Annotated in this window: 23 protein-coding genes; 12 read left to right on the top strand and 11 right to left on the bottom strand. The window is 71.4% G+C overall.

The genetic code is table 11. The features are described from left to right. Nucleotides 1-10 precede the first annotated feature (10 nt). Together ACVDFE_RS22205 and ACVDFE_RS22200 are read left to right on the top strand one after the other, a co-directional pair. Entirely contained in the window at nucleotides 11-862 is an 852-nt protein-coding gene (locus ACVDFE_RS22205; RefSeq protein WP_360389812.1) for a universal stress protein, read from the top strand. A 6-nt stretch (nucleotides 863-868) separates the two neighbouring features. Then, nucleotides 869-1,291 carry a hypothetical protein gene (locus ACVDFE_RS22200; protein WP_458431692.1) on the top strand — a complete coding sequence of 141 codons (423 nt, stop codon included), beginning with the start codon at nucleotides 869-871 and terminating at the stop codon, nucleotides 1,289-1,291. Between the two features lie 63 nt (nucleotides 1,292-1,354). Here ACVDFE_RS22200 and ACVDFE_RS22195 read toward each other — a convergent pair whose 3' ends face one another. The 3 genes from ACVDFE_RS22195 to ACVDFE_RS22185 form a co-directional block, all read right to left on the bottom strand. Then, entirely contained in the window at nucleotides 1,355-2,290 is a 936-nt protein-coding gene (locus ACVDFE_RS22195) for an alpha/beta hydrolase (protein ID WP_458431691.1), read from the bottom strand. 147 nt (nucleotides 2,291-2,437) lie between these two features. Continuing rightward, on the bottom strand, nucleotides 2,438-4,423 hold the full coding sequence (locus ACVDFE_RS22190) for a neutral/alkaline ceramidase (RefSeq protein ID WP_360389821.1): 1,986 nt from the start codon (nucleotides 4,421-4,423) through the stop codon (nucleotides 2,438-2,440). A gap of 41 nt (nucleotides 4,424-4,464) precedes the next feature. Then, nucleotides 4,465-5,325, bottom strand: coding sequence for an EamA family transporter (locus tag ACVDFE_RS22185; RefSeq protein WP_360389824.1), 861 nt, complete (start codon nucleotides 5,323-5,325; stop codon nucleotides 4,465-4,467). Nucleotides 5,326-5,394: 69 nt separating this feature from the next. Between ACVDFE_RS22185 and ACVDFE_RS22180 the strand changes: the two genes are divergently transcribed. Continuing rightward, the gene (locus tag ACVDFE_RS22180; protein ID WP_360389826.1) at nucleotides 5,395-6,243 is read left to right on the top strand and encodes a LysR family transcriptional regulator; all 849 of its coding nucleotides are present in this window, start codon (nucleotides 5,395-5,397) and stop codon (nucleotides 6,241-6,243) included. On the opposite strand, the gene ACVDFE_RS22175 is transcribed toward ACVDFE_RS22180, so the two are convergent. Next, entirely contained in the window at nucleotides 6,231-7,166 is a 936-nt protein-coding gene (locus ACVDFE_RS22175; protein ID WP_458431690.1) for a LysR family transcriptional regulator, read from the bottom strand. The two genes, ACVDFE_RS22180 and ACVDFE_RS22175, sit on opposite strands and share 13 nt — an antisense overlap. A gap of 82 nt (nucleotides 7,167-7,248) precedes the next feature. On the opposite strand from ACVDFE_RS22175, the gene ACVDFE_RS22170 reads away from it, so the two are divergent. Then, nucleotides 7,249-8,463 carry an MFS transporter gene (locus tag ACVDFE_RS22170; RefSeq protein ID WP_458431689.1) on the top strand — a complete coding sequence of 405 codons (1,215 nt, stop codon included), beginning with the start codon at nucleotides 7,249-7,251 and terminating at the stop codon, nucleotides 8,461-8,463. Here the strand turns inward: ACVDFE_RS22170 and ACVDFE_RS22165 are convergent. Beyond that, entirely contained in the window at nucleotides 8,444-9,100 is a 657-nt protein-coding gene (locus tag ACVDFE_RS22165) for a YwqG family protein (protein WP_360389834.1), read from the bottom strand. The genes ACVDFE_RS22170 and ACVDFE_RS22165 overlap by 20 nt on opposite strands. 66 nt (nucleotides 9,101-9,166) lie before the next feature. Here ACVDFE_RS22165 and ACVDFE_RS22160 point away from each other — a divergent pair, with 66 nt between their 5' ends. Next, entirely contained in the window at nucleotides 9,167-9,655 is a 489-nt protein-coding gene (locus tag ACVDFE_RS22160; RefSeq protein ID WP_458431688.1) for a hypothetical protein, read from the top strand. Between the two features lie 49 nt (nucleotides 9,656-9,704). Here ACVDFE_RS22160 and argG read toward each other — a convergent pair whose 3' ends face one another. Further along, nucleotides 9,705-11,150 (bottom strand): argininosuccinate synthase, encoded by a 1,446-nt coding sequence (gene argG / locus ACVDFE_RS22155; RefSeq protein ID WP_360401358.1) that lies wholly within the window; start codon nucleotides 11,148-11,150, stop codon nucleotides 9,705-9,707. A gap of 49 nt (nucleotides 11,151-11,199) precedes the next feature. After that, complete coding sequence (locus tag ACVDFE_RS22150; RefSeq protein WP_458431687.1) at nucleotides 11,200-12,042, bottom strand: polysaccharide deacetylase family protein; 843 nt, start codon at nucleotides 12,040-12,042, stop codon at nucleotides 11,200-11,202. Nucleotides 12,043-12,099: 57 nt separating this feature from the next. On the opposite strand from ACVDFE_RS22150, the gene ACVDFE_RS22145 reads away from it, so the two are divergent. Together ACVDFE_RS22145 and ACVDFE_RS22140 are read left to right on the top strand one after the other, a co-directional pair. Continuing rightward, on the top strand, nucleotides 12,100-12,465 hold the full coding sequence (locus tag ACVDFE_RS22145; RefSeq protein WP_458431686.1) for a MerR family transcriptional regulator: 366 nt from the start codon (nucleotides 12,100-12,102) through the stop codon (nucleotides 12,463-12,465). A 201-nt stretch (nucleotides 12,466-12,666) separates the two neighbouring features. Then, complete coding sequence (locus tag ACVDFE_RS22140; RefSeq protein WP_458431685.1) at nucleotides 12,667-13,416, top strand: NPP1 family protein; 750 nt, start codon at nucleotides 12,667-12,669, stop codon at nucleotides 13,414-13,416. A gap of 30 nt (nucleotides 13,417-13,446) precedes the next feature. On the opposite strand, the gene ACVDFE_RS22135 is transcribed toward ACVDFE_RS22140, so the two are convergent. The 3 genes from ACVDFE_RS22135 to ACVDFE_RS22125 all read right to left on the bottom strand — a co-directional run bounded on the left by ACVDFE_RS22135 (nucleotide 13,447) and on the right by ACVDFE_RS22125 (nucleotide 15,300). After that, the gene (locus ACVDFE_RS22135; RefSeq protein ID WP_360401349.1) at nucleotides 13,447-13,932 is read right to left on the bottom strand and encodes an NUDIX hydrolase; all 486 of its coding nucleotides are present in this window, start codon (nucleotides 13,930-13,932) and stop codon (nucleotides 13,447-13,449) included. 112 nt (nucleotides 13,933-14,044) lie between these two features. Beyond that, nucleotides 14,045-14,767, bottom strand: coding sequence for a polysaccharide deacetylase family protein (locus ACVDFE_RS22130; protein ID WP_458431684.1), 723 nt, complete (start codon nucleotides 14,765-14,767; stop codon nucleotides 14,045-14,047). Continuing rightward, nucleotides 14,764-15,300, bottom strand: coding sequence for an MOSC domain-containing protein (locus tag ACVDFE_RS22125; protein WP_458431683.1), 537 nt, complete (start codon nucleotides 15,298-15,300; stop codon nucleotides 14,764-14,766). The genes ACVDFE_RS22130 and ACVDFE_RS22125 overlap by 4 nt, the downstream gene beginning before the upstream one ends. Before the next feature lie 330 nt (nucleotides 15,301-15,630). Here ACVDFE_RS22125 and ACVDFE_RS22120 point away from each other — a divergent pair, with 330 nt between their 5' ends. The 4 genes from ACVDFE_RS22120 to ACVDFE_RS22105 all read left to right on the top strand — a co-directional run bounded on the left by ACVDFE_RS22120 (nucleotide 15,631) and on the right by ACVDFE_RS22105 (nucleotide 20,391). Then, the gene (locus ACVDFE_RS22120) at nucleotides 15,631-15,984 is read left to right on the top strand and encodes an STAS domain-containing protein (RefSeq protein WP_360401340.1); all 354 of its coding nucleotides are present in this window, start codon (nucleotides 15,631-15,633) and stop codon (nucleotides 15,982-15,984) included. Between the two features lie 186 nt (nucleotides 15,985-16,170). After that, nucleotides 16,171-18,447 carry an ATP-binding SpoIIE family protein phosphatase gene (locus tag ACVDFE_RS22115; RefSeq protein ID WP_458431682.1) on the top strand — a complete coding sequence of 759 codons (2,277 nt, stop codon included), beginning with the start codon at nucleotides 16,171-16,173 and terminating at the stop codon, nucleotides 18,445-18,447. A 151-nt stretch (nucleotides 18,448-18,598) separates the two neighbouring features. Continuing rightward, a complete protein-coding gene (locus tag ACVDFE_RS22110) occupies nucleotides 18,599-19,450 on the top strand; it encodes an MEDS domain-containing protein (RefSeq protein WP_458431681.1) in 852 nt (283 codons plus the stop codon). Then, on the top strand, nucleotides 19,447-20,391 hold the full coding sequence (locus tag ACVDFE_RS22105) for an anti-sigma factor RsbA family regulatory protein (RefSeq protein WP_458431680.1): 945 nt from the start codon (nucleotides 19,447-19,449) through the stop codon (nucleotides 20,389-20,391). The genes ACVDFE_RS22110 and ACVDFE_RS22105 overlap by 4 nt, the downstream gene beginning before the upstream one ends. 150 nt (nucleotides 20,392-20,541) lie before the next feature. On the opposite strand, the gene ACVDFE_RS22100 is transcribed toward ACVDFE_RS22105, so the two are convergent. Beyond that, nucleotides 20,542-21,585 (bottom strand): hypothetical protein, encoded by a 1,044-nt coding sequence (locus ACVDFE_RS22100; protein WP_458431679.1) that lies wholly within the window; start codon nucleotides 21,583-21,585, stop codon nucleotides 20,542-20,544. A gap of 448 nt (nucleotides 21,586-22,033) precedes the next feature. On the opposite strand from ACVDFE_RS22100, the gene ACVDFE_RS22095 reads away from it, so the two are divergent. Further along, nucleotides 22,034-22,546: a hypothetical protein gene (locus ACVDFE_RS22095; RefSeq protein ID WP_458431678.1), complete on the top strand. Its 513-nt coding sequence runs from the start codon at nucleotides 22,034-22,036 to the stop codon at nucleotides 22,544-22,546. Nucleotide 22,547 lies beyond the last annotated feature (1 nt).

Raw genomic sequence — 22,547 nt, 5'->3', positions numbered from 1 at the left:
GTGGTTTTCCATGTCGACGGTCGTTGTCGGGTTCGACGGCTCTGACCAGGCGAAGCGCGCGGTGCTGTGGGGCGCGGAGGAGGCTTCCCGGTGCGGGGCGGCGTTGCGGGTGGTGCACGGTGTGCGGGCCCCGCTGCCGGAACCGGTGTTCACGCCGGTGTCCGCCCCGGTCCCCGAGTTCGTGACCGAGGAGACGATGGCCCGCGCAGCCGAGGACCACCTCGCCGAGCTGGCGCAGGAGGTCCGGCAGACCTGGCCCTCGCTGCAGCTCTCGACGGACGTGAAGATCGGCCGCCCGGTCGACGTGCTGGCCGACGAGCCCGGTGAGCTGCTGGTGCTCGGTTCCTCCGGCCGCACCGGCCTCGCCGAGATGTTCCTCGGCTCCACCGCCGCCGAGCTGGTCTCGATCGGCGGCCGGCCGGTCGTGGTGACCCGCAGCGGCCCGCTCGACGGCCGGGTGGTCGTCGGCATCGACGGCTCCGAGACGTCCGCGGAGGCCATCGAGTTCGCGTTCTCCTTCGCCGAACGCCACGGCCGCGACCTGCTCGCGGTCTACGCGTGGACCGACGTCGGCTGGGCGGAGCTGCCCGAGCAGGACTGGGACCACGTGCGCGCGGACCTCGCGAAGGTCCTCGACGAGCAGCTGGCCCCGCACCGGGAACGCCACCCCACCGTCCAGGTGGCCGCGGAGGTCGCGTTCGAGGCACCGGCCCGCGCACTGCTCCAGGCGGCCGACGGTGCCGCCCTGCTCGCGGTGGGAAGTCACGGCCGCGGTGCCGTGGCACGTGCAATTCTGGGCTCGGTGAGCCACGCTGTGCTGCACCACGCGCCGTGTCCGGTCGCGGTGGTCCACCGGAGGTGACGTGAGATGCGCGGGGTGGCCGTGCTGGTGACGTGCTTGGCCCTGACCGGATGCGCCGGCGCGGAACCACCGGGGGTCCCCGGGTCGAGCGTCACGACCCCGACACCCTCGACGTCCGCACCGGCGGCGTCATCGAGCCTCCCCGCGCCGCTCCCGCCCTCCTCGACCCCGTTGCCGCCCAGGACGACGCCGTCGCGTGCCCTGGAGCCGGGGATGACGGTGCGCGGCACGGTCTCCGGTGGCGTGGAGTCCGGGTGCCTGCTGCTCGACACGGGCACCGCCCAGTACCTCCTGCTCGGCGCCGACCCCGCCATCGCGGTGGCCGGTGCCGTGGTGGAGGTGAGCGGGCGTGCGGAGCCCGGCGCGATGACGACCTGCCAGCAGGGCACGCCGTTCCAGGTCACGCGCACGCAGCGGGCCGGCGGCTGACCGGCCCGGACGGCGACCGGTCCTGCCACGCGCGGTGGCAGGACCGGAGGTCGTGGGCCGTGACTACTTCGCGAGCGCCTCGCGCAGGAACGCGACCGCCTGCTTGATCGCGGCCTCGGCGGCGTGCGTGCCGCGCAGCGCGTTCAGCATCATGAAGTCGTGGATCACACCGGCGTAGCGGACGGCGGTGACGGGGACGCCTGCCTCGCGCAGCTTGTCCGCGTAGGCCTCGCCCTCGTCGCGCAGCACGTCGGCCTCCGCCGTGATCACCAGTGCCTGCGGCAGCCCGGCGAGCTGCTCGGTCGTGGCGCGCAGCGGGGACGCGGTGATCTCCGCGCGCTCCACCGGGTTCGTCGTGTACTGGTCCCAGAACCACTGCATGGCGTCGCGGCGCAGGAAGTAGCCCTCGGCGAACTGCAGGTAGGAGTCGGTGTCGAAGGACGCGTCGGTCACCGGGTAGAACAGCACCTGGGCCTTGAGCGGCACGTCGCCGCGTTCCTTGGCCTGCAGCGTCAGCGCGGCGCTCATGTTGCCGCCGACCGAGTCACCGGCGACGGCGATGCGGGTGGCGTCGAGGCCGTGCGCGGCGCCCTCGGCGACGACCCAGCGCGCGGCGGCGTAGTTCTGGTCGATCGCGACCGGGTAGCGGGCCTCCGGCGAGAGCGAGTAGTCGGGGAACACGACGGCCGCGCCGGTGCCCGCGGCGAGCTCGCGGACCAGGCGGTCGTGGGTGTGGGCGTTGCCGAACACCCAGCCGGCGCCGTGGATGTAGAGGACCACGGGCAGCGGGCCGGTGGCACCGACCGGCTTGACGACGCGGACCCGGAAGCCGTCGAGCTCGACCCACTCCTCGTCGACCTCGGGCTTGGCGATCTCACCGGACTGCACCTCGTCGACCGTCCTGCGGCCCTCCTCCGGTCCCAGGTCGGACAGGAACGGCGGCTTCGCGGTGGCGGCGGCGAACTCGGCGGCGGCGGGTTCGAGGACGGGGCGCTTCATGACTTCCTCCTGGCGTTCCGGGGTGGTGCCATAAAACTAGTGCGCGATTAAATCGTACACAACGTAATCACTGCCTCATCGCAGCCCGGAATAACTGCGGCGGGGCACGTCGTCGGACGTGCCCCGCCACCTCCCCGCACAGGCGGTCTAGCCGACCGTGAACGCGGAGGTCGCCCCGGTGAAGCCGGTGACCCTCCCGGTCCAGCCGGACTTCTCGTCGCCGTGGTGCACGATCCGGTAGGTGCCCGCGGGCGTGTCCGCCGGGACCTGCCAGGTGATCGTGGCGTTCGAGAACGCGATCCCGACGCGTTCCCACCGGTAGCGCGTCGCCCAGTCGCCGTCGTCGGCCACGCGCACCCAGGTGCCGTTCACCTGCCGCTGCACCTCCAGGAACGTCCCGTTGCGGCGCAGGTTGTTCTTCGGGTGCCCGGTGACGAAGACGGCCGTGACGGTCTCACCGCGCGCGTAGGACGGCTTGAGCGCGTTCAGCACCGAGCCGTAGCTCTTGTCGGCGGGCTTGTCGTCCAGCACCACACCGGTCTGCAGGTTGATGTCGGTGAACGGCGGCCTGCCCGGCACCGGACCGGCGGGCAGCGTGGTGCCGTTCTTCATCGACGCCGCCAGCTTGCCGAACTCCTGCTGGTAGGCGGGCGTGGTGTTGCGGCCGAACAGGGTGGAGCCGCCCTCGTACTGCTGCGAGTCGTACTCCTCCGGCGTGGTGACGTACTGGCTGTAGTCGTTGGCGTAGCCCTGGATCAGGACGGTGCGCACCGGCACGCCCAGCTCGGCGGCCACCGACTGGCGGATGCGCAGGCCTGCGGTGATCGTGACCTCACCGGGCACCGCCACGAGGTGCAGCTGGCCGATGCGGACGAGCTGCAGCGGCAGCACGTTCGGCGTCGCCGCGACCAGACCGGTGGGCACCAGGGACGCCTTGGGGAACTGGCAGTCCCGCAGCCACTGCGGCACCTCGACGTTCAGCGGCTCGAACAGCTTCTTCAGCGGCGACTGCATGCCCTCGGAGAAGCCGGGGATCGCGGGGCCGTCCTCGACGCTGCCCGCGATGGTGGAGGCGCCGACGACGCCCGAGCAGGTCGTGCCCGGCTGGCCGGTGGTCGTGTAGCGGCCCTCGACCTGCACGGTCGACATGTCCACGAACCGCATCCGCGAGTCGACACCGCCGGACAGCTCCGCGCGCGGCCCGTTGTAGATCTCCTGAGCCTTGCGGTTCTGGCGCTCGCCGATGATGCGGGCGTTCTCCCACTCGTTCTCGGTGGGACCGGAGCCGGGCTTGAGGTTGAGGTTCGGCGACATGTCGCCGGCGTTGGTGTTCGGGAAGGCGGCGACGAAGCCCGGTGCGTTGTCCAGGTACCGCACGCCCTCGTCGTCGTGCTCCCACTGGTAGGCCGCGTAGCCCTTGTTGTCCGGGGAGATCAGCGTGTTGGCGTTGGTGACCGAGGTGTTGTGCGTGGCGAACCAGCTGATCGCGCCGACGTCGGCACCGGACTGCCTGAACCGCAGCACGGTCATCTGCGGGTCGATGCCCTGCGGGAAGAACCCCTTGTCCGGGTTGCGGTCGAACGCCACCCGCGACCGGTTGACCGAGGCGTTGGTCAGCTCGCCGAAGCCCAGCGACACCGAACCGGGCCTGAGGTCCTCGTGCGCCTCGACGATCGACTCGGTGATGCCGTCGACCACGGCGGCGAGCGCCTGCGGCTGCATGCCGAGGATCGACAGGTTGTAGGCGAGGTTGTGCGAGTAGCCGCCGGGGCCGGAGTGCGTGTGGGTGGCCGACAGCAGCAGGTTCTCGCGGGTGTAGGTGGTGCCGTAGCGCGGCTGGAGCTTCGCGAGCACACCCTCCTGGACCGCGCGGAAGATCATCGCGAGGTCGGCGTTGACGTACGCGACGCGCTTGTTCGTGGCGCGGTCGACCACGATGTAGGCCCGCGACCGCAGCCGCTGGTGGATGCCGGTCGTCTTCTGGTCGAACTTCGAGTAGCCCATCATGCCGTTCTCGGCGGCCGGGCCGGTGACGTCGGAGATGCCGCGGCCGACGAGGTAGGGCTCGGGTTCCGCCCACGCGGACGGTCCGCTGACCAGTGCCGCTCCCGCCAGTGCCGCAACGACCGTCATGACTGCTGTCCGCATGGACACCCCGCTGAAGTGAATGGGATTCACATTTCAGGAGCCACGGTAGGTGATCCAGACCACTTCGAGCAAGTGACGGCGAGTGCGTTGGCGGTCACGACGAGCAAGATCCCGGCCCAGTGGTGCGGCGCCAGCTCCTCCCCGAGCACCACCAGCCCGGCCAGTGCGGCGAGCACCGGGTGAACGCTCATCGCCAGTCCGAACAGGCGCGCGGGAACCTTCCTGAGAGCGATCACATCGACCGCGTAGGGCACCACGCTGCAGAAGACACCGGCGCCGATCGCGTACAGGACCGACATCCCGGTCAGCTTCCCGTGCACCACCAGCAGCACCGCGACCGGGACGTAGAGCGTCGCCGACATCGCCGTCGCGACGGCGGGCGCCTGCAACCCCGGCAGCCGCGCGCCGACCAGCCGGTTGAGCAGGATGTAGGCGGCCCAGCAGCCCGCGGCCAGCAGGCCGAGGCCGACACCGAGGTAGTCGCTGCTCGGGCCGGGCAGCACGAGCACGTACACCCCGACCGCCGCGACCAGCACGAACAGCACGTCGCGGCGCGTGCGCGACCCGGCCAGCGCGACGCCGAGCGGCCCGAGCACCTCCAGCGTCACGGCGAGGCCGAGACCGATCCGGTCGATCGCCATGTACAGGCTGAGGTTCATCGTCGCGAACACCAGGCCGAGCGCGATCGTCGGCCACCACTGCGCCCACGTGAACCGGCGCAGGTTGGGCCTGGCCATCGGCAGCAGCACGGCGGCGGCCACGAACTGGCGCACCGCCACCACCCCGGCCGGTCCGATGGCGGCGAACGCGTGGGCGCCCACCGCGGCGCCGAGCTGGTTGCTGGCCGCGCTGGCGGTCATCGTCGCGAACGCTCCCGTGCTCTTCATGCGCACCAGCCTGCGTCGGCCGCATCGATGCGGGAAATGCATGAGCCGCACGACCTATACGCTGAACGCATGGATTTCCGGCACCTGCGCGCGTTCGTGGCGGTGGTCGACGCGGGCACGTTCACCGACGCCGCCGCCACGCTCGGCCTGACGCAGGCGTCGGTCTCCCGGTCGGTCGCCGCGCTGGAGGCGGCACTCGGTGCCCGGTTGCTGCAACGCACCACCCGGCACGTGGCGCTGACCCCGACCGGCACGCAGGTGCTGGCCGGTGCCCGCCGCGTGCTGGACGAGGTCGCGCACCTGCACCTGGTCGTCGAGCAGTCCCGCACCGAGCTGCGCGTCGGCTACGCCTGGGCCGCGCTCGGCCGGCACACCCGGCGCGTGCAGAAGGCCTGGGCTGCGGCCCATCCCGGCTTGCCGCTGGTGTTCGTGCACTCGAACTCGGCGTCAGCGGGCCTCGCGGAGGGCGCGGCCGAGGTCGCGGTGGTCCGCCGGGCGCTCGACGACCCGAGGTTCGAGACGGCCCTGCTCGGCACCGAACGCCGCTACGGCGTGGTCGCGACGGACAACCCGTTGGCGCGCAAGCGTTCCCTCAAGCTCGCCGACCTGGCGAAGTACGCGATGGCGATCGACGACCGCACCGGCACCACCACGCTGGACCTGTGGCAGCCCGGCGGGGCACCCGCGGTCGTGCGCACCACGAGCAGCGTCGACGAGTGGCTGACGCTGATCGCGGCGGGCCAGGCCGTCGGCATGACGTCGGAGGCCACCGCCAACCTCAACCCGCGTCCCGGCGTCGCCTACCGGGTCGTGCGGGACGCGCCGCCGATCGCGGTGTGGCTCGCGTGGTGGAAGGACCAGCCGCCGCGGCACCTCACGGACCTGGTCGCGCTGGCCTGCGAGGCCTACCGGGGGTGAGGAAGCGCTCCCGTTCCCGTCCGGTGCGGACCTGCCCGTCGCGCCATCACCTCGTGCACCACCGCGATCAACGCCCTGGTCGCCGCGGTCGGGGCGCGGTCGGCGGGCCGGGCCAGCCCGATCGGCCAGCGCAGGTCCGCACCGGTCACCCGCAGCGTCGCCACGCCCCGCGCGCCACCGAGGACGTAGCCGGGCAGCAACGCGATGCCCAGCCCGTTGCGGACGAAGTCGACGCCGGTGACGATGTCCGAGATCTCCAGCGTCACCCGGCGCGGCACGGCGGCCGCGGTGAACGCGCGGTCCGCGACGGCCCGGTTGCCGTAGCCCAGCGGCGAGTCGATGAAGTCCATGCCCGCGAGGTCGGTGATGGGCACCTCTTGCCGGTGCGCCAGCGGGTGGTCGTCGGGCACCACCAGGTCCATGACCGAGTGCGCCAGCTCGTCGAGGACGATCCCGGCGGGCACCTCCCCCGGCAGCGACACGAAGGAGAGGTCGAGCCTGCGGTCCAGCAGCTGCTCGACCAGTCCCACCGAACCCCCTGTGGCCGCACGCGTGCGCACCTGCACGCCGGGGTGGCGGCGGTGGAACTCGCCGAGCAGCCCGGGCAGGTCGACCAGGGTCATCGCGGTGAGCGTGCCGATCCGCACCGTGCCGGTGAGCCCGTCCTTCACCTGCGCGACGGCGTTCCTGGCCTCGGTGGCGGCGTCCAGCACGGCCTGCGCCCTGGGCAGCAGCGCCGCCCCCGCGTCGGTCAGCAGCACCCGCTTGGAGTTGCGGTCGAGCAGCGGCGCGCCGAGGTCGCGTTCGAGGGTCTTGATAGCGGCCGAGACCGCTGACTGCACCACGTGCACGCGGGCGGCGGCGCGGGTGAAGTTGCCCTCCTCGGCGACCGCGACGAAGTACTCCAGCTGACGGAGGTCCACACCGGCGAGTATCTCAGAAGGTGATGATCGCGAGCTGCAACTTTCGTTGGACGTGATGATCCGCCGGGCGCAGGGTGGGGGCATGTCCGTGCTCCTCGAAACACCGGTCGCCCCGACCGCCACCAGCAAGCCCCACGGCCGCGGTTTCTGGGCCGTCGCCTTCGCCTTCGCCGTCGCGATGGCCTACTCGACCGTGCCCGCACCCCTCTTCCCGCTCTACGTGGCCCGCGAGGGGTTCTCGACCTTCGCCGTCACCGTCGTGTTCGCCGCGTTCGCGGCCGGCGTCGTGATCAGCCTCGTGCTCGCGGGTCACGTCTCGGACTGGGTGGGCCGCAAGAAGGTCCTGCTCCCCGCGCTCGGCCTGGAGGTCGTCTCCGCCGTGCTGTTCCTGACCAGCACGGCACTGCCCGTCCTGGTCGTCGCTCGCGTGGCCAACGGGCTGGGCGTCGGCATGATCGCCGCGACCGCCACCGCCTACCTGCACGACCTGCACACCCGGCACCGCCCCGGCGCGTCCCCGCGCCGGTTCGAGATCGTCTCCACCGCGGCGAACATCGGCGGCCTCGGCACCGGCGCCCTGCTCGCGGGTGTGCTCGCGCAGCACTCGGCCACCCCGCTGAGCACCCCGTACGTCGTGCTGGCCGGGCTGCTCGTCGTGGCCCTCGCCGCCGTCGCACTGACGCCGGAGACCGTGCAACGCCGCCGGGTCCCCTACCGCCCGCAGCGGATCAGCGCGGACCACGGCGACCGCAGGGCCTACTTCGCCGCGGCGGCCGGCGCCGTGTCCTCGTTCGCGGTGTTCGGCGTCTTCTCCTCGGTCTCCACGGGTTTCGTGGCGGGCGAGCTGCACCACCCGTCCCGCACGCTGGCCGGACTCGTCGTGTTCATCGTCTTCGGCGGTGCCGCGCTCGCCCAGACCGCGACCGGCGGCCTCTCCCCCGCCGCCCGTCGCGGTGCGGGGCTCGGCGGGCAGGCGCTCGGCGTCGTGCTGGTCGTGGCCGGCATGACCGCGACGAGCCTCCCGCTGTTCCTGCTCGGCGGCGCGGTCGCCGGGGTGGGCGCGGGCGTGCAGTTCAAGTCCTCGGTGGGCGCGGTCGCGGCGATGGCGGCCCCCGCACGCCGCGGTGAGGCGCTGGCCGGCCTGTTCTTCCTCGCCTACCTGGGCATGAGCGTGCCGTCGCTGGCGATCGGCCTGGCCACCCGCTGGCTCGCGCCGACCACCGCCATGACGTGGTTCGCCGGGCTCCTGCTCGTGCTGCTGGCCGGGGTGGCGGTGCTCAGTCGACGTGCGTCGTGACCGGGTGCCGCACGTCCGCCGTGCAGGTGAAGACGTTCAGGTTCCCCTCGCGGCCGAACACCCACTCGACGTCGTCACCGGACGGCTCGTGCGTCGCGAGCGACAGCGTCTGGCGCTGGAGCGCACCGCACTCGGGGCAGTGGAACTCGACGGGGCCGCTCTGCCACCAGGCGGTCCAGCCGCCGATCTTCGTGCCACCCGAGACCTTCTCGGCGCTCTCGGTGTACCGGATGGGTTCGAGCACGTTGACCGTGGGGACGTAGAGCTCCTCCTGCGCAGACGGCTCCGGCTCCTCCTCGACCAGCTCGACCACCGCGGCGGAGTCGCGCCACACCAGCCGCACGTCCGGCCCGTAGGCGTGCGGGAGGTCGTGGTGCAGGGTGCAGAGGAACACCTGCAGCACGTCGGTGCCGTCCGGGAAGGGCAGCTCCGGGAAGTCGCGCCGGTAGAGCTGCACGGCGCCGACGAACGGCTCGCCCCCGCTCGCGGGGTCGTGCGCGGCACCGTCGCACCACGGCCACGGCTCGTCGATCGGCCACAGCACCGGGCCGCCGATGTGGCTGTCGGCGTCGGTCGGATCGCCTTCCAGCGGGTTCAGCAACACCGCGGGACGCGCCTGTTCGTCGGTGGTCGGCACGAGCCGGAAGGCTAGCGGCCGGGCGGCGGGGTAACGATGGCGCGGTCGGCACCGACCTCAGCGGGCATGAGGTTCTTGATCACACCGGTGCTCCTGGCCGTCCTCGCGACGGGCTGCACCTCGGAGGTCACCGGGTCCGGTACCGGCGCGGACACCACCACCACCACCACGACCACCACCACCACTGCGGCCGACCCGACGACCAGGCAGGTGGAGACGCCGACCACCACGGCGGGCAAGGCGACCGCACTGGACGGCGTGCCTCCCGAGCAGTACGAGAGCCTGCCCTCGCAGTTCTGCGACCGCCCCTTCGCCGGCGCCCGCGGCAAGCCGATGCTGGCCGTCGTGGTGGAGACCCCCGCGGGGAGGCTGAACTGCGACCAGGCAGCGGCCGTGCTGGTCGACTACTACACCGAGCGCCGGGAGCCGATGTCCGGCATGCCGCCGGTCGAGATCGGCCCGATGTCGTGCAACCAGGCCCCCGAGGGGATCATGCCGCAGGTCGTGTGCGCCGACGAGGACAACGTCATCTACTCGATGTGGCCGCAGACGTGACCCGGCGGGGGTGGGCGAGGAGATCGCCCACCCCCGCCGGTGCGGGACGTCAGTCGGTGCCGGACTCGATCGCGGCCGCGTCGAGCAGCGCGTCGGCCTCGGAGACCTCACCGCGCGAGGCGATCACCTCGGCGCCGCCGTCGGGCACGTCGCCGATCAGCTTCGTCGGCTCGACCTGGGCCGAGATGAGCTCGGACTGGCGGGTGCCGACCATGCCGAGGCCCGCGAAGAGCTCCAGCTTGGCGCGCGAGTCCGCGATGTCGAGGTTGCGCATGGTCAGCTGGCCGATGCGGTCGACCGGGCCGAACGCCGAGTCCTCGGTGCGCTCCATCGACAGCTTGTCCGGGTGGTAGCTGAACGCCGGGCCGGACGTGTCGAGGATCGAGTAGTCGTCGCCCCTGCGCAGCCGCAGCGTGACCTCGCCGGTGACCGCGGAACCGACCCAGCGCTGCAGCGCCTCGCGGATCATCAGCGACTGCGGGTCGAGCCAGCGGCCCTCGTACAGCAGCCGGCCGAGCTTGCGGCCCTCGGTGTGGTAGCTCGCGACGGTGTCCTCGTTGTGGATCGCGTTCACGAGGCGGTCGTAGGCGATGTACAGCAGCGCCATGCCGGGCGCCTCGTAGATGCCGCGGCTCTTGGCCTCGATGATGCGGTTCTCGATCTGGTCGGACATGCCCAGACCGTGGCGGCCGCCGATCGCGTTGGCCTCCAGCACGAGGTCGACGGAGCTGCCGAACTCCTTGCCGTTGATGGTGACCGGGCGGCCCTGCTCGAACCCGATGGTCACGTCCTCGGCGGCGATCTCGACCGACGGGTCCCAGAACTTGACGCCCATGATCGGCTCGACGATCTCGATGCCCTCGTTGAGCAGCTCGAGCGACTTGGCCTCGTGCGTCGCGCCCCAGATGTTCGCGTCGGTGGAGTACGCCTTCTCGACGCTCGACCGGTAGGGCAGGTCGCGCTCCAGCAGCCACTCGGACATCTCCTTGCGGCCGCCGAGCTCGGTCACGAACTCCGCGTCCAGCCACGGCTTGTAGATCCGCAGCGACGGGTTCGCGAGCAGGCCGTAGCGGTAGAACCGCTCGATGTCGTTGCCCTTGTAGGTCGAGCCGTCGCCCCAGATCTGGACGTCGTCGTCGAGCATGGCGCGCACGAGCATGGTGCCCGTGACGGCGCGGCCGAGCGGGGTCGTGTTGAAGTACGCGCGGCCACCGGAGCGGATGTGGAACGCGCCGCACGCCAGTGCCGCGAGCCCCTCCTCGACGAGCGCCGAGCGGCAGTCCACGAGACGCGCGATCTCCGCGCCGTACGTGCCCGCGCGGCCGGGGACCTTGTCGATCTCCGGTTCGTCGTACTGACCGATGTCCGCGGTGTACGTGCACGGCACCGCGCCCTTCTCACGCATCCACGCGACCGCGACGGAAGTGTCGAGACCACCGGAGAAGGCGATGCCGACGCGTTCGCCGGCGGGAAGTGAAGTGAGCACCTTGGACACGACAATGATTATGCACGACTGTGTATGAACATGCACGCCGGGGTGGCTGTTAGTTGTGCCTCAGGTAGTGCTCGGCGATGTCGTCGCTGGTCGTGAGCCACACATCGGGTGCGGCAGCCAGGTGGGCGAGCGCCCGGTCGAGGTACTTGTGCCGGAACGCCTGACCGGTGACGAACGGGTGCAGCGCCAGCGCGAGCACCCGGCCGCCCTCGGCGTGCAGCACCTCGTACTGGTCCTCGACCATCCGCAGGAAGTCCGGCCCGGAGCGGTCGAGCAGCATCAGGTCGTTGAGCTCCACCGAGTACGGCACGCTGATCATGCCCGGGACGGTGAGCCGGAACGGCTGGTCGTCGGCGGTCCAGTCGAGCACGTAGCTCAGCCCGAGCTCGGCGAGCAGCTGCGGCGTGCGGGAGGTCTCGGTGAGCCCCGGCCCCATCCAGCCGCGCGGCCGGATGCCGGTCGCATCTTCGATCGTGTTCACGACCCCGGCGAGCACCTCGCGTTCGCGTTCCTCCGTCAGACCGGTGTGCAGCTTGGAGTTCGTCTCGCCGTGCGCGAGCCACGCCCAGTCGCGCTCGACGCCGGCCTCGACGATCCGCGGGTACCGCCTCGCCGCCAGGGAGTTGAGCAGGACGCTGGCGCGCAGGCCGTGGCGGTCGAGCGCGTCGATGGTGCGCCAGATGCCGACGCGGGGGCCGTAGTCGCGCCAGCCGTGGTTGAGCGGGTCGGGCGTGAGCTCGGCGGTGCCCGGCCAGATGCTCGTGGACGGCGTGCCGAGCAGGAAGTGCTCCACGTTCAGGCCGACGTACACGGCGACCCTGGCGCCGTTCGGCCAGGCCAGCGGCGGGCGGTCGATGATCGGCGAGTAGTCGTAGAGCTTGTTCTCCGTCATGTCCCGACGGTAGGAGTTGACATCAATGTCAGGTTCAAGTCCGTTCCGGAGGCGGGGATGCGCATCGGCGAGCTGGCGCGGCGCACGGGTGTGAGCGAACGGTCGCTGCGCTACTACGAGCAGCAGGGCCTGCTGGCGCCGACGCGGACGGCGGGCGGGCACCGCGAATACCCGGACGGTGCCGTCGACCGGGTGGTCCGGATCCAGGAGCTGTTCGCGGCGGGCCTGTCGAGCAGGAAGGTGTTCTCGCTGCTGCCGTGCCTGCGCGACGCCGACGGCGGCCCGTCCGAGGTCGCGACACCGCGGCTGGTCGCCGAACTGGAGGACGAACGCGCGCGGATCGACCGGATGATCGCCGATCTGCGCACGACCCGCGCGGTGCTCGACGACGTGATCGACACCGCCCGCGGGGAAAGCACCTAGGCAAGCCCAGGTCTTCGAGCAGTTCGTCGTGACCGTCCCGGCCGTCGAGTCGTTCGCGGTCACCGGCCGCGAGCTGATCCCGGCGTTGTGAATTTCCCGGTACGGCAAACATTCAGTGAACCACCTAGACGTGAACGCTGTTCATGTACAACCTTTTGCCTGCACGCCTCTCCGCTCCCCTGCTCCCGGAATCGAGGCCCTGTGAGGAAGAAGCTCCTGCCGGCCCTGCTCGGCGCACTGCTGGTCACCGCGCTGTTCCCCGGCGTCGCGCTCGCCGACCCGCCCCGTGCCATCCCCGCGAACTTCACGGCGGAGGACGGCAAGTGGCAGCCGGCGTTCGACTACGACGGCGACGGCTGCTACCCGACCCCGGCGATCTCGCCGACCGGCCAGGTGGCACCGGGCCTGAAGAACTCGGGCGCCCTCAACGGCGACTGCCACGACCAGTCGGACCTGGACAACACCAACTCCTACAGCCGGTCCAAGTGCAACAACGGCTGGTGCGCCTACCTGTACGACCTGTACTTCGAGAAGGACCAGGCCGTGCCGCTGTGGGACTGCTGCGGCCACCGGCACGACATCGAGCACGTGGTCGTCTGGGTGCAGAACGACGTCGCCCAGTACGTCTCGGTCTCGGCGCACGGCAAGTACAACACCTTCTCGCGCGACAAGGTCCAGTGGGAGGGCACCCACGCGAAGGTGATCTACCACAAGGACGGCGCCAGCACGCACTGCTTCCGGCTCGCCGGCTACAACGAGCAGGCGGAGAACCACTACGGCGTCTACCAGTACCCGGACCTCGTGAGCTGGGACCGGTTCCCCGGCGGTGTGCGCGACGTCCTCGTGAACGCGGACTTCGGCAGCGCCTCGCTGGCGATCAAGGACAGCGCGTTCAACGGCAACCTCGCGAGCGCCAAGCCCGCCGGCATCGCGTTCGACCCGTACGCCTGAGCCGTGCCGCGCTGGGCCCGGTCTCCGGGCTCAGCGCACCGGCCGCCCGTGCTCGCACAGGACGACCCCGCCGGAGCCGACGGCGTGCAGCGCGGCCTCGACCCGGCGCGCCAGCACCGGTTTCAGCAGGCCGCGTGCCTCGTCGAGGGGGAACAGCCCGGCCGAGCGGATCTCCGGGTCGGTCAGCTCCAGTGCGGCCACCTCGGCCGCGGTGACCAGGCCGCCGTCGAACACGAACGCGAGCCCCTCCGGCATCGGCCCGTCCGCGGGGACGTGGTCGACCACCAGCAGCCGCCCGAGCGGCCGCTGCACCCCCAGCTCCTCGCGCACCTCGCGCACCGCCGTGCGCCACGGCGCCTCACCGGCGTCGACCGCACCGCCCGGGATCTCCCACCACCGCTTGTAGGTGGTCTCCACCAGCAGGACCCGCGCGCGGTCGTCGCGGAACAGCACCCCGGCCGCGGCGCGCTTCCTGCTCAGCGACGCCGCGTACTCCGCGTACGGCAGAAGATCCACACCCGCGGAGGCTACTCGGCCACGCGGTCGTCCCACTCGCCCAGGAGTTCCTCTCCCGGCCCACCTTGCTCTGCTGGCGTCTGATACTTGCAGATGCCGGTGAAGCAAGGGGTCAGCGGCGGGCGGCGAGGAGCGCGGACACCGTGACGAACCGGAACCCGCGCTCCTTCAGACCGGCGATGATCGGCCGCAGCGCCTGCCGGGTCTGGTCCCGCCCGGCGTACATGGGGTGCAGCAGGACGATCGACCCCGGCTTGGTCTGCGCGAGCGTCTCGCTGACGACCCGGTCCTTCGGCGGTGTGCCCGCGGAGTCCGGTTCCACGTCCCACATGACCGTGGTCCGGTCGTGCTGCTCCAGGTAGTACGGCAACGCGAAGAGCTTCTTGCCGTTGGGCGGCCGGAAGTGGATGGCACCGCTGTAGCCGGTCCTGCGGATCGCCGCGTCGGTGTCCTCGACCTCCTTCGCCACGAAACCCGGTGTCACACCGAACATCCGCTCGTGCGAGAAGGTGTGGTTGCCGATCTCGTGCCCGGCCCGCGCGATCCTGCGCCCCAGCTCCGGGTGCTCCTCCAGGTCGCGGCCCACGAGGAAGAACGTGGCCGTCACGTCCTCGGCGGCGAGCACGTCGAGCACCTGCTGCGTGCCGGCCGGGTCGGGACCGTCGTCGAAGGTCAGCGCGACGACGTTCTCGGTGGTCTCGACCCGGTGCACGAGGTCACCGAAGAACTGGAACGTGCGCGACCTGCTGACGTTCCACAGCACCACCGCGGCGGCAAGCACGACGACGAGACTGACGGCGGTGATGATCGTCGGCTTGCGGGACAACCACTTCATCCGCCCGCTATCCCGAGAACCGCCGTCCCGACGCGCAGCACCCCGTTATCGAGCGGCACGCACCGCACGCCGCCTTTGCCGCGCAACGCCTTGAACGCTCCGGGCGCGATCACCCGGTCCATCCACGCGCACGGGTTCGCCGGCCGGTGCACCTCGAACCGGACCGGCCCGTCACCGCTGTCGAGGCTGAACGCGGTGCCCCGCACCAACGCGTCCACGTCGAACCCGCGCACCACGACGTTGCGCCGCGCGACCAGCGGGTCCACCGGCCACGGCGCGAGCGACTCGGCGGCGAGGAACGTGACCGCCGCGTTGCGGTGCGCCGGGTGGTTGAAGTACCGGTCCCCCACGATCCCGAGCTTCGCGCGCACCTCGACGTGGTCGTGCGAGACGGGCCCCGGATCGGGACGCGGCCCGTCCGACGGACGGCCCTCGTAGGCGTGCACGGCGGAGGCGTGCAGCGCGACGATCTCCACCGCTTGCCCGGTTGCCGTTCCGGCCTCGGGCAGTGGCAGGTGCAGCCGTTGTGTCATGGCCGGTTGCCGAGGTGTGTGCGCTGGTGGTGCCGGGTGGCGAGGAAGTCCCGGATCTCCGTCCGGTGGTCGCTTCGGTCGTCCATGCGGTCCACGGTAGGTGCCATCGGCCCGCCGAGGAGCCTCCTGACCGGCCGAACCGGACTCACACCCGCGCTGTCCCGTTGGCCCTGGCCGGTTTCGGCCTGGGCGTCGGTCGTCGAGGCGCCTGCCGCGGGTGGCTCGGCGGCTACGGCGCGGAGGTGGTGCTGCCGGAGATCGTGCCGGGCGTGCGGCCCGTTGTGGCCGTGCGGGTACGTTGGGCGGGTCCGCGAACGAGGAGAGGTGAGGATGAGCCAGGCGCTGCCGTTGGAGATCGGGGTGCACGACCGCGGTGCCGACACGGTCGCGGCGGTCGTCGGGGAGCTCGACTTCGGCACGACCCCTCGGATGCTGGAGGTGGTCGAACCGCTCGCCGCCCAGGGCGGGACGCTGGTGCTGGACCTGTCCGGGCTCGACTTCTGCGACTCCAGTGCGCTCAGCGCGCTGGTCAGGTTGCACAAGGTCGCCCTGGCAGCGGGTGGCGCGCTGCACCTGGCCGCATTGCGGCCCCAGGTCGAGTCGGCGATCAGGCTCACCTCGCTGCACCAGCTGCTGACGATCCACGCGCACGTGCCCGACGCACCTGGTGGATCAGCCCGGTGAACGACTTCTCCCCCCGGCCTGCCCGGGACGGTGGCGACTTCGCCTCGTTCGGCCTGTCGGACGTGGTGCGGCTGACCGCGGGACTCCGCGCCGCGGCCGAGGACGCCGACGACTTCGGCTCCGCCGCCGCTGAGGTCGTGGAACGGCTGCGCGGCCACTTCACGGACGAGCACGGGAAGCTCGGTCGTGCTGTCGGCGCGGTTGTTCTCCACCCGCCGTTTCGCCGAGCTGCCCGAAGCGCTCCGGGAGGTCGCGCGCCGATCCGAGCCCGATGAGGCCGGTCCGGACACGTGGTGCCTGGTGCTGGAGGCCGGCTCCGGTGCGGAACCCGGCCAGAACGCACCGGTCGTGCGCCGCACACCCGGTGCGCTGGCACCGACCTCGGCCGAGGCCGCCGCTGCGGCGCCGATGGCCTTCGCGCTGGCCGCCGCGCTCGGCGTGCGGGACGCGGGCGGGCTGGCGCTGGACGCGGGCGAGCGGTGCGGTGTCTTCCTCGTGGCCGATGCCGACGGCAGCGAACACGTTCCGGACCAGGGCTTCGTCCGGGACCACGGGGTGCGCTCGGTGCTGGCGTTCGGTGGCGCGCTGCCGGACGGTGGCCTGTTCTGCGTGGTGCTGTCGGTGGGTGTGCCGATCTCGCCGCAGACCGCGGAGATGTTCCGGGCGGTGGCCGTCAGCGTCCGCACCGGGTTGCTGGCCCACCCCCTGGCCGGTCGCGGCGAGGTCGACGTGGCTGCCCAGCGCGACGCCCTGCTCGACCACCTCCGCGTGCTGGAGGACACCTCCCGTGAGCAGGCGACCGACCTCGAAAGCACGGTCGACCGGCTGCGCGCCGAGGCCGAGCTGGTCGACACCCTCCAGGTCGTCGGTCGCCGGCTGACCTCGCAGCTCGACCTCACCACGCTGGTCCAGGACGCCACGGACGCCGCGACCAAGGCCACCGGGGCGGAGTTCGGCGCGTTCTTCTACAACCTCGTCGACCAGTACGGCGAGTCCTACACCCTCTACACGCTGTCCGGCGTGCCGAAGTCGGCGTTCGAGCGCTTTCCCATGCCCCGCAACACCGACGTCTTCTCCGTCACCTTCAACGGCGAGGGCACGGTCCGCTCCGACGACATCACCCGGGACCCGCGGTACGGCCGCAACGACCCCCATCACGGGATGCCACCGGGGCACCTGCCGGTGTGCAGCTACCTGGCCGTCCCGGTGGTCTCACCGTCGTCGCGGGAGGTGCTGGGCGGGTTCTTCTTCGGTCACCACGAGGCCGGGCGGTTCACCGAGCGGCACCAGCAGCTCGCCGAGGGCATCGCGGGCTACGCGGCGATCGCCCTCGACAACGCGCGCCTGTTCGACCGCCAGCGCTCGACGGCGTCGGAGCTCACCCACAGCATGCTGCCCGCGGTGCCGCACGTGAGCGGTCTGGCCATCGCGTCCCGCTACCTGCCCGCGGCCACCGGCTCCGAGGTCGGCGGCGACTGGTTCGACGTGCTCGAACTGCCCGCCGGACGCACCGCTTTCGTGGTCGGCGACGTCGTGGGCCGGGGTGTGACGGCGGCGGCCGTGATGGGGCAGATGCGTACGGCCGTGCGTTCCTACGCGCTGCTGGACCTCCCGCCCTCCGACGTGCTGCGGCACGCGACGGCACTGGCCGGCGTCACCCCCAAAGCCACGTTCATCACCTGCTTCTACGCCGTGCACGACCCCGCGGACGACACGCTGACCTTCGCCAACGCCGGTCACCTCCCGGCGGTCCTGACCCACCCCGACGGCACGACGGACCTGATCGGCGAGGGGCTGGGCATGCCGTTGGGCGTCGGCGAGACGTTCCTGCAGCGGCAGACGTCGTTCCCGGTGGGCGCACGGCTGACCCTCTACACCGACGGTCTGGTCGAGAGCCGGGTCCGCGACCTCACCACCGGCATCAACGCGCTGCTGGCCGAGATCGGCTCCCTGCCGCCCGACGTGGACCTCCAGGTCGCCTGCGACAAGCTCATCGACCGCCTCACCGCCGGGCGCCACGACGACGACGTCGCCCTGCTGCACGTGCAGCGCCTGGCGGCGGACCGGCAGGTGGCCTCCATGCCGCTGGACACCGGGCCGGGCGTCGCGGCACGCGCCCGCGCGTTCGTCAGCGAGCAGCTGACCCGGTGGGACCTGGCCGAGGTGCGGGACGCGGCGCTCACCGTGACCAGCGAACTGGTCGCCAACGCCGTCCAGCACGCCGACCGCCCGGTCGTGCTGCGCCTGCACCTCGAGAACTCCCGGCTGTTCATCGACGTCGCCGACCACGGCACCTCCGGGCCCCGCCTGTTCAACGCCGGTCCGCAGGACGACCGGCACCGCGGGCTGCTGCTGGTCGACGCCTTCGCCACGCGGTGGGGCACCCGCGCGACCGAGGAGGGCAAGGTCGTCTGGGCCGAGATCGCCGCGGCGCAGCCCCGCGCCCCACGAGGAAGGTCGTGACCACGTTCCGGGTCACCGCCGGTCGCACCCTCCGAACTGCCCGCGGCCGGGAGTACCTTCTACCGGTGGGCGCGTCGACGACGTGCGGCCTCGGCTCGATCCTGGCCGGTGGTCGCGACGATCGCCGCGGCGCAGGTGAGAGGCGGCTGAGGTGACGCGCAAGCGCAGGTCGGGGTTCGCCGGGCACGGACGGGGGTTCGGACCCCACGACCACGTGTGCTGGCGATACCGCGACAGGCACGATTTCCGGCACCGGGTCCGCGAGTTCCTGTCCGAAGGCCTGGCCCTCGGTCACCGGGTCTGCTACATCGGCACCGGTGCCCCCGGCTCCCTGGTCGAGGACCTCGACGGGATCGACGGGATCGACGAGGCGCTGAAGATCGGGACCGCGCAGGTCGCCTCGCTGGACAGCACCTACCCGGTGGGTGCGGTGGTCGAGCCCGCGGCGCAGGTGCGCACCTACGCCGCGGCGACGGAAGCGGCGCTGGCCGCCGGGTTCACCGGGTTCCGCGTCGCGGCCGACTGCACCTCGCTGGTGCGCACCCCGGCGCAGCTGGACGTGTTCGCCCGCTACGAGCACCGGATCGACCGGTACATGGTCGAGAGGCCGTTCTCGGCGATGTGCGCCTACGCCGCCGACGAGGTGGACGACCACGCGTTCGCGCAGCTGGCCTGCATGCACCCCAACGCCAACACCTCCTCCCCCGGTTTCAGGCTGCACGCCGCCGATGACCTGAGGACGGCCTTCGCCGGTGAGGTGGACCAGCTGAGCGAGGACCAGTTCGCCCTGGCCCTGCACCGCGCCGAGCTCCGTCCCCGCGACGGGCGGCTGGTGTTCGACGCGACCGGCCTCACCTTCCTCGACCACCGCGCCCTGCTGCGCCTGTCCCACCACGCCGCTGATCGGGACGCCTCCGTCGTGCTGCGCACCTCCTGGCCGGGGGTGGCCGTCCTGGTGGACCTCCTCGACCTCACGAACGTCCGAGTGGAGAGCGCCGCATGACGATCACCGACCTCCCGCTGCCCGGCGAGTTCGTCCACCCCGCCGTGTTCTACTCCTCCGACGAGGAGTACCTGCACCTGTTGGTGCCCTTCATCGCGGAGGGCTTGGAGCTGGGCCACCCGGTCGCCGCCTCCGTGCCGGCCCGGCAACTGCGGCTGCTGCGCGAGGGCCTCGGTGCGAGCGCCGACGACGTGCTGCTGCTCGACATGGAGGTGGAGGGCCGCAACCCGGGCCGGATCATCCCCATGGTGCTGCGCCGGTTCGCCGACCGCCACCCCGGGAAGCACGTCCGCATCATCGGTGAACCCATCTGGGCCGCCCGCACCGACGTCGAGTACCCGGCCTGCGCCCAGCACGAAGCCCTGATCAACCTCGCCTTCGCCGGTCGTGACGTGACCATCGCCTGCCCCTACGACACCGCCGCGCTCGACGAACACGTCGTGGCCGACGCACTGGCCACCCACCCGTTGGTGTGGGAGACCGGCGGTCGCCACGGCAGTGACCGCTACGCCCCCGACGCCGTCGTCGACCGCTACAACCAGCCCTTCGACATCGCCCCGGACGCTGTCACGCTCGACGTCACGTCCTCCGCCGGCATCCGCGACGCCCGCCGCTTCGCCACCGCGCAGGCCAGCCGGCTCGGCCTGTCCGAGACCCGCACCGCCGACCTCGCGCTGATGACCACGGAACTCGTCTCCAACAGCCTCCGGCACGCCGGCGGCGCCTGCCGGCTGAGCATCTGGCAGGCCGGCGACCACCTCGTCTGCACCGTCCAGGACGACGGCCACCTCGCCGATCCCCTCGCCGGCCGCCGTCCCGCGGCTCTCGACCAGGAGGGCGGTCGCGGTCTGCTGCTGGTCAACCAGCTCGCTGACCTCGTGCGCGTCCACACCGTCCCGCGAGGGACGACCACCCACGTCTTCCTGCACATCGTCTCCTGAGGTCACCGCGCCGCGGTGGCGTCAACGCGACGACGAGGTCGTCGAGCTTTCGAAGGAGGCGCGACGCTGATCCCGGCCGCCCGCCGCGCCAGTGCCACCAGCCCTGCCGATCAATCGGCAGGGCTGGTGGCCGGTCGTGGTGGTGCGGTGTCAGCCGGTGGTGAACTGGACGGTGCGCTCCACCATGTCGCGGTTGCGACCGGTGGTGGAGGGCCACTGCTCGTAGACCAGCGTGGCCTGCTGGCCGGCCTCGCTGCTGGAGGTGCCGATGAGCTGCGGGTAGCCGACGGTCTTGCCCGCGGCGGCGGTGAGCAGCGTGGTGGCCGCGCCCCAGGTGATGCCGTCGGCGCTCGTCTTCATGTACACGTGGGTGTTGTCGCCCCAGTTCTTGTAGACCAGGACGAACTTGCCCAGGTACGTGTTCCAGGTGAGGTTGCAGTCGGAGATGTCGGAGCCCAGCGAGGACAGGGGCTTGGTCTTCCCGGCGTCGGTGGAGGTGGAGGGCATGGACACGGTGAAGGCACTGCCGTCCCAGCCCTTCCAGGTACCCGGCGCGGCACCGGGGTCGGTCGAGGCGTAGGCGATGCCGTGCCCGATGCCCAGCCACCGCTTGTCGATCGGGTCGTAGACCACCGAGTTGATCTCGGGGCCGCCGTTCTGGGCCGTCTGGGGCTGCGGCGTGCCGATGATCTGCCCCTCCTTGGTCCACGTGACGCCGTCGTCGGTCGAGACCGCCAGACCGGTGGAGTTGTACTCGTAGCCGGTCACGCCGTCGGCGAAGACGTGGTCCTCGGCGTGGTAGAACCCGTAGATGGCTCCGGACGGGTCCTCGGGGTCGCGCACCGCCTGGAACAGCCACGCGCCGTTGCCGTCGAAGCTCCCCTTGGGGCCGGCGCTGGGCACGGCGGTCGTCGGGTTGACCGGGCTCATCGTGTCGAGCGTCTGCCCGGTGCTGCGGTAGTTCACGCCGTCGACCCAGAACGTGAGGTTCGCCGTGCCCGTGGCGTTGGGCAGGTAGGGGAAGGTCGAGTCGTTGGCGTACCACCGCACCTGGCTGTCCGGGATCGGGACGACCTGCGGGGAGCCGAGCGCGGTGGTGGTCGCCGCGCTCGCCGGCACGGCGGCGGAGGCGAGCAGGACCGCGGTCACGGCCAGCACGGGGGCGGTCCATCGGGTCCGGAGGTGGGTGCGCATGTCGGTTCACTCCTGATCGGTCGTGTTCGTTGTTTGTTTCTGACCAACGAACAATAAGACCGGCATGACAGGGCGCGAATATAATCCATTCGAGTGAACAGAGTTCAAACTTTCCTTTTTTACAGCTCCCACCTGCGCAAACGTCACCGAATTCGCCGCTTTGTGTCACCGCTCACGGTGCCCCCGGTCACTTATTCAATTCTTAGACATTTATCAGGCGCCTCTGCTGTTGTGAGTCCGTTGGACGCATTGCCGCTTTTGCCGCCCGGAATGGAATTTCCGCCTCGGACGGTGTGCGTGCCATTCGGGTGGTCGGCCGCAACTCCATCGGCTGATTGTCGTCGATCATCGCGCGTGGTCGGGTGGTCGTGGCTGGACATCCGCGCAGGAGGAGGCGTCAGTGTCGATTCACCGAAGAGTTCCGAGGGGCCGGTTCAGGACCTGGGCCGTGGCCGCCGTGTCGGTCCTCGTGCTCGGGTCGGCCGGAGCACTCGCGCCGCCGGCTCACGCCGTGGTCCCCCACCTCACCTGCAACGTCAACGTGCAGCTCAGCTTCAGCCCCGCGCTGACCGCCGTGCAGACCACGGCGTCGGTGACGGCGGTGGCGAACCTGGTGAACTGCCTGTCCCCCAACGGTTCGCACCCGGAACTGGCCGGCGGTGCGGTCACCAGCGCCACCGGCACGGCCACCAGCCTCGGCGGCGTGCCGTGCAGCCTGCTGCTCACCCTCACCGGCTCGGCGACCATCCTGTGGTCCCCGGGAGACGAGCAGACCACTTTCGACTTCACCGTGCGCACCAACGTGCTCGACGGCACCGTGCAGCTGACGACCTGGCAGACCAGCGGTCCGCTGACCGGCACCACCTCGCAGACGGTGGGGGCGGCCAACCCCAACCTCGACTGCCTCCTCAACGGCCTGTCCGGTCTGGCCGTGCCGATCGGACAGACCACCTTCCTCTGAC

The organism is Lentzea chajnantorensis, assembly GCF_054300775.1.
Note: the sequence above shows the minus strand (reverse complement) of the source record. Positions and strands in the feature narration are given on the sequence as shown.

Coding starts and splice junctions, on each gene's coding strand:
- ACVDFE_RS22105 (WP_458431680.1), top strand. CDS start 19,447: ATGACGATCACCGACCTCCCGCTGCCCGGCGAGTTCGTCCACCCCGCC.
- ACVDFE_RS22120 (WP_360401340.1), top strand. CDS start 15,631: ATGAGCCAGGCGCTGCCGTTGGAGATCGGGGTGCACGACCGCGGTGCC.
- ACVDFE_RS22150 (WP_458431687.1), bottom strand. CDS start 12,042: ATGACGGAGAACAAGCTCTACGACTACTCGCCGATCATCGACCGCCCG.
- ACVDFE_RS22195 (WP_458431691.1), bottom strand. CDS start 2,290: ATGAAGCGCCCCGTCCTCGAACCCGCCGCCGCCGAGTTCGCCGCCGCC.
- ACVDFE_RS22145 (WP_458431686.1), top strand. CDS start 12,100: ATGCGCATCGGCGAGCTGGCGCGGCGCACGGGTGTGAGCGAACGGTCG.
- ACVDFE_RS22205 (WP_360389812.1), top strand. CDS start 11: ATGTCGACGGTCGTTGTCGGGTTCGACGGCTCTGACCAGGCGAAGCGC.
- ACVDFE_RS22100 (WP_458431679.1), bottom strand. CDS start 21,585: ATGCGCACCCACCTCCGGACCCGATGGACCGCCCCCGTGCTGGCCGTG.
- ACVDFE_RS22185 (WP_360389824.1), bottom strand. CDS start 5,325: ATGAAGAGCACGGGAGCGTTCGCGACGATGACCGCCAGCGCGGCCAGC.
- ACVDFE_RS22125 (WP_458431683.1), bottom strand. CDS start 15,300: ATGACACAACGGCTGCACCTGCCACTGCCCGAGGCCGGAACGGCAACC.
- ACVDFE_RS22170 (WP_458431689.1), top strand. CDS start 7,249: ATGTCCGTGCTCCTCGAAACACCGGTCGCCCCGACCGCCACCAGCAAG.
- ACVDFE_RS22180 (WP_360389826.1), top strand. CDS start 5,395: ATGGATTTCCGGCACCTGCGCGCGTTCGTGGCGGTGGTCGACGCGGGC.
- ACVDFE_RS22130 (WP_458431684.1), bottom strand. CDS start 14,767: ATGAAGTGGTTGTCCCGCAAGCCGACGATCATCACCGCCGTCAGTCTC.
- ACVDFE_RS22190 (WP_360389821.1), bottom strand. CDS start 4,423: ATGACGGTCGTTGCGGCACTGGCGGGAGCGGCACTGGTCAGCGGACCG.
- ACVDFE_RS22200 (WP_458431692.1), top strand. CDS start 869: ATGCGCGGGGTGGCCGTGCTGGTGACGTGCTTGGCCCTGACCGGATGC.
- ACVDFE_RS22160 (WP_458431688.1), top strand. CDS start 9,167: ATGAGGTTCTTGATCACACCGGTGCTCCTGGCCGTCCTCGCGACGGGC.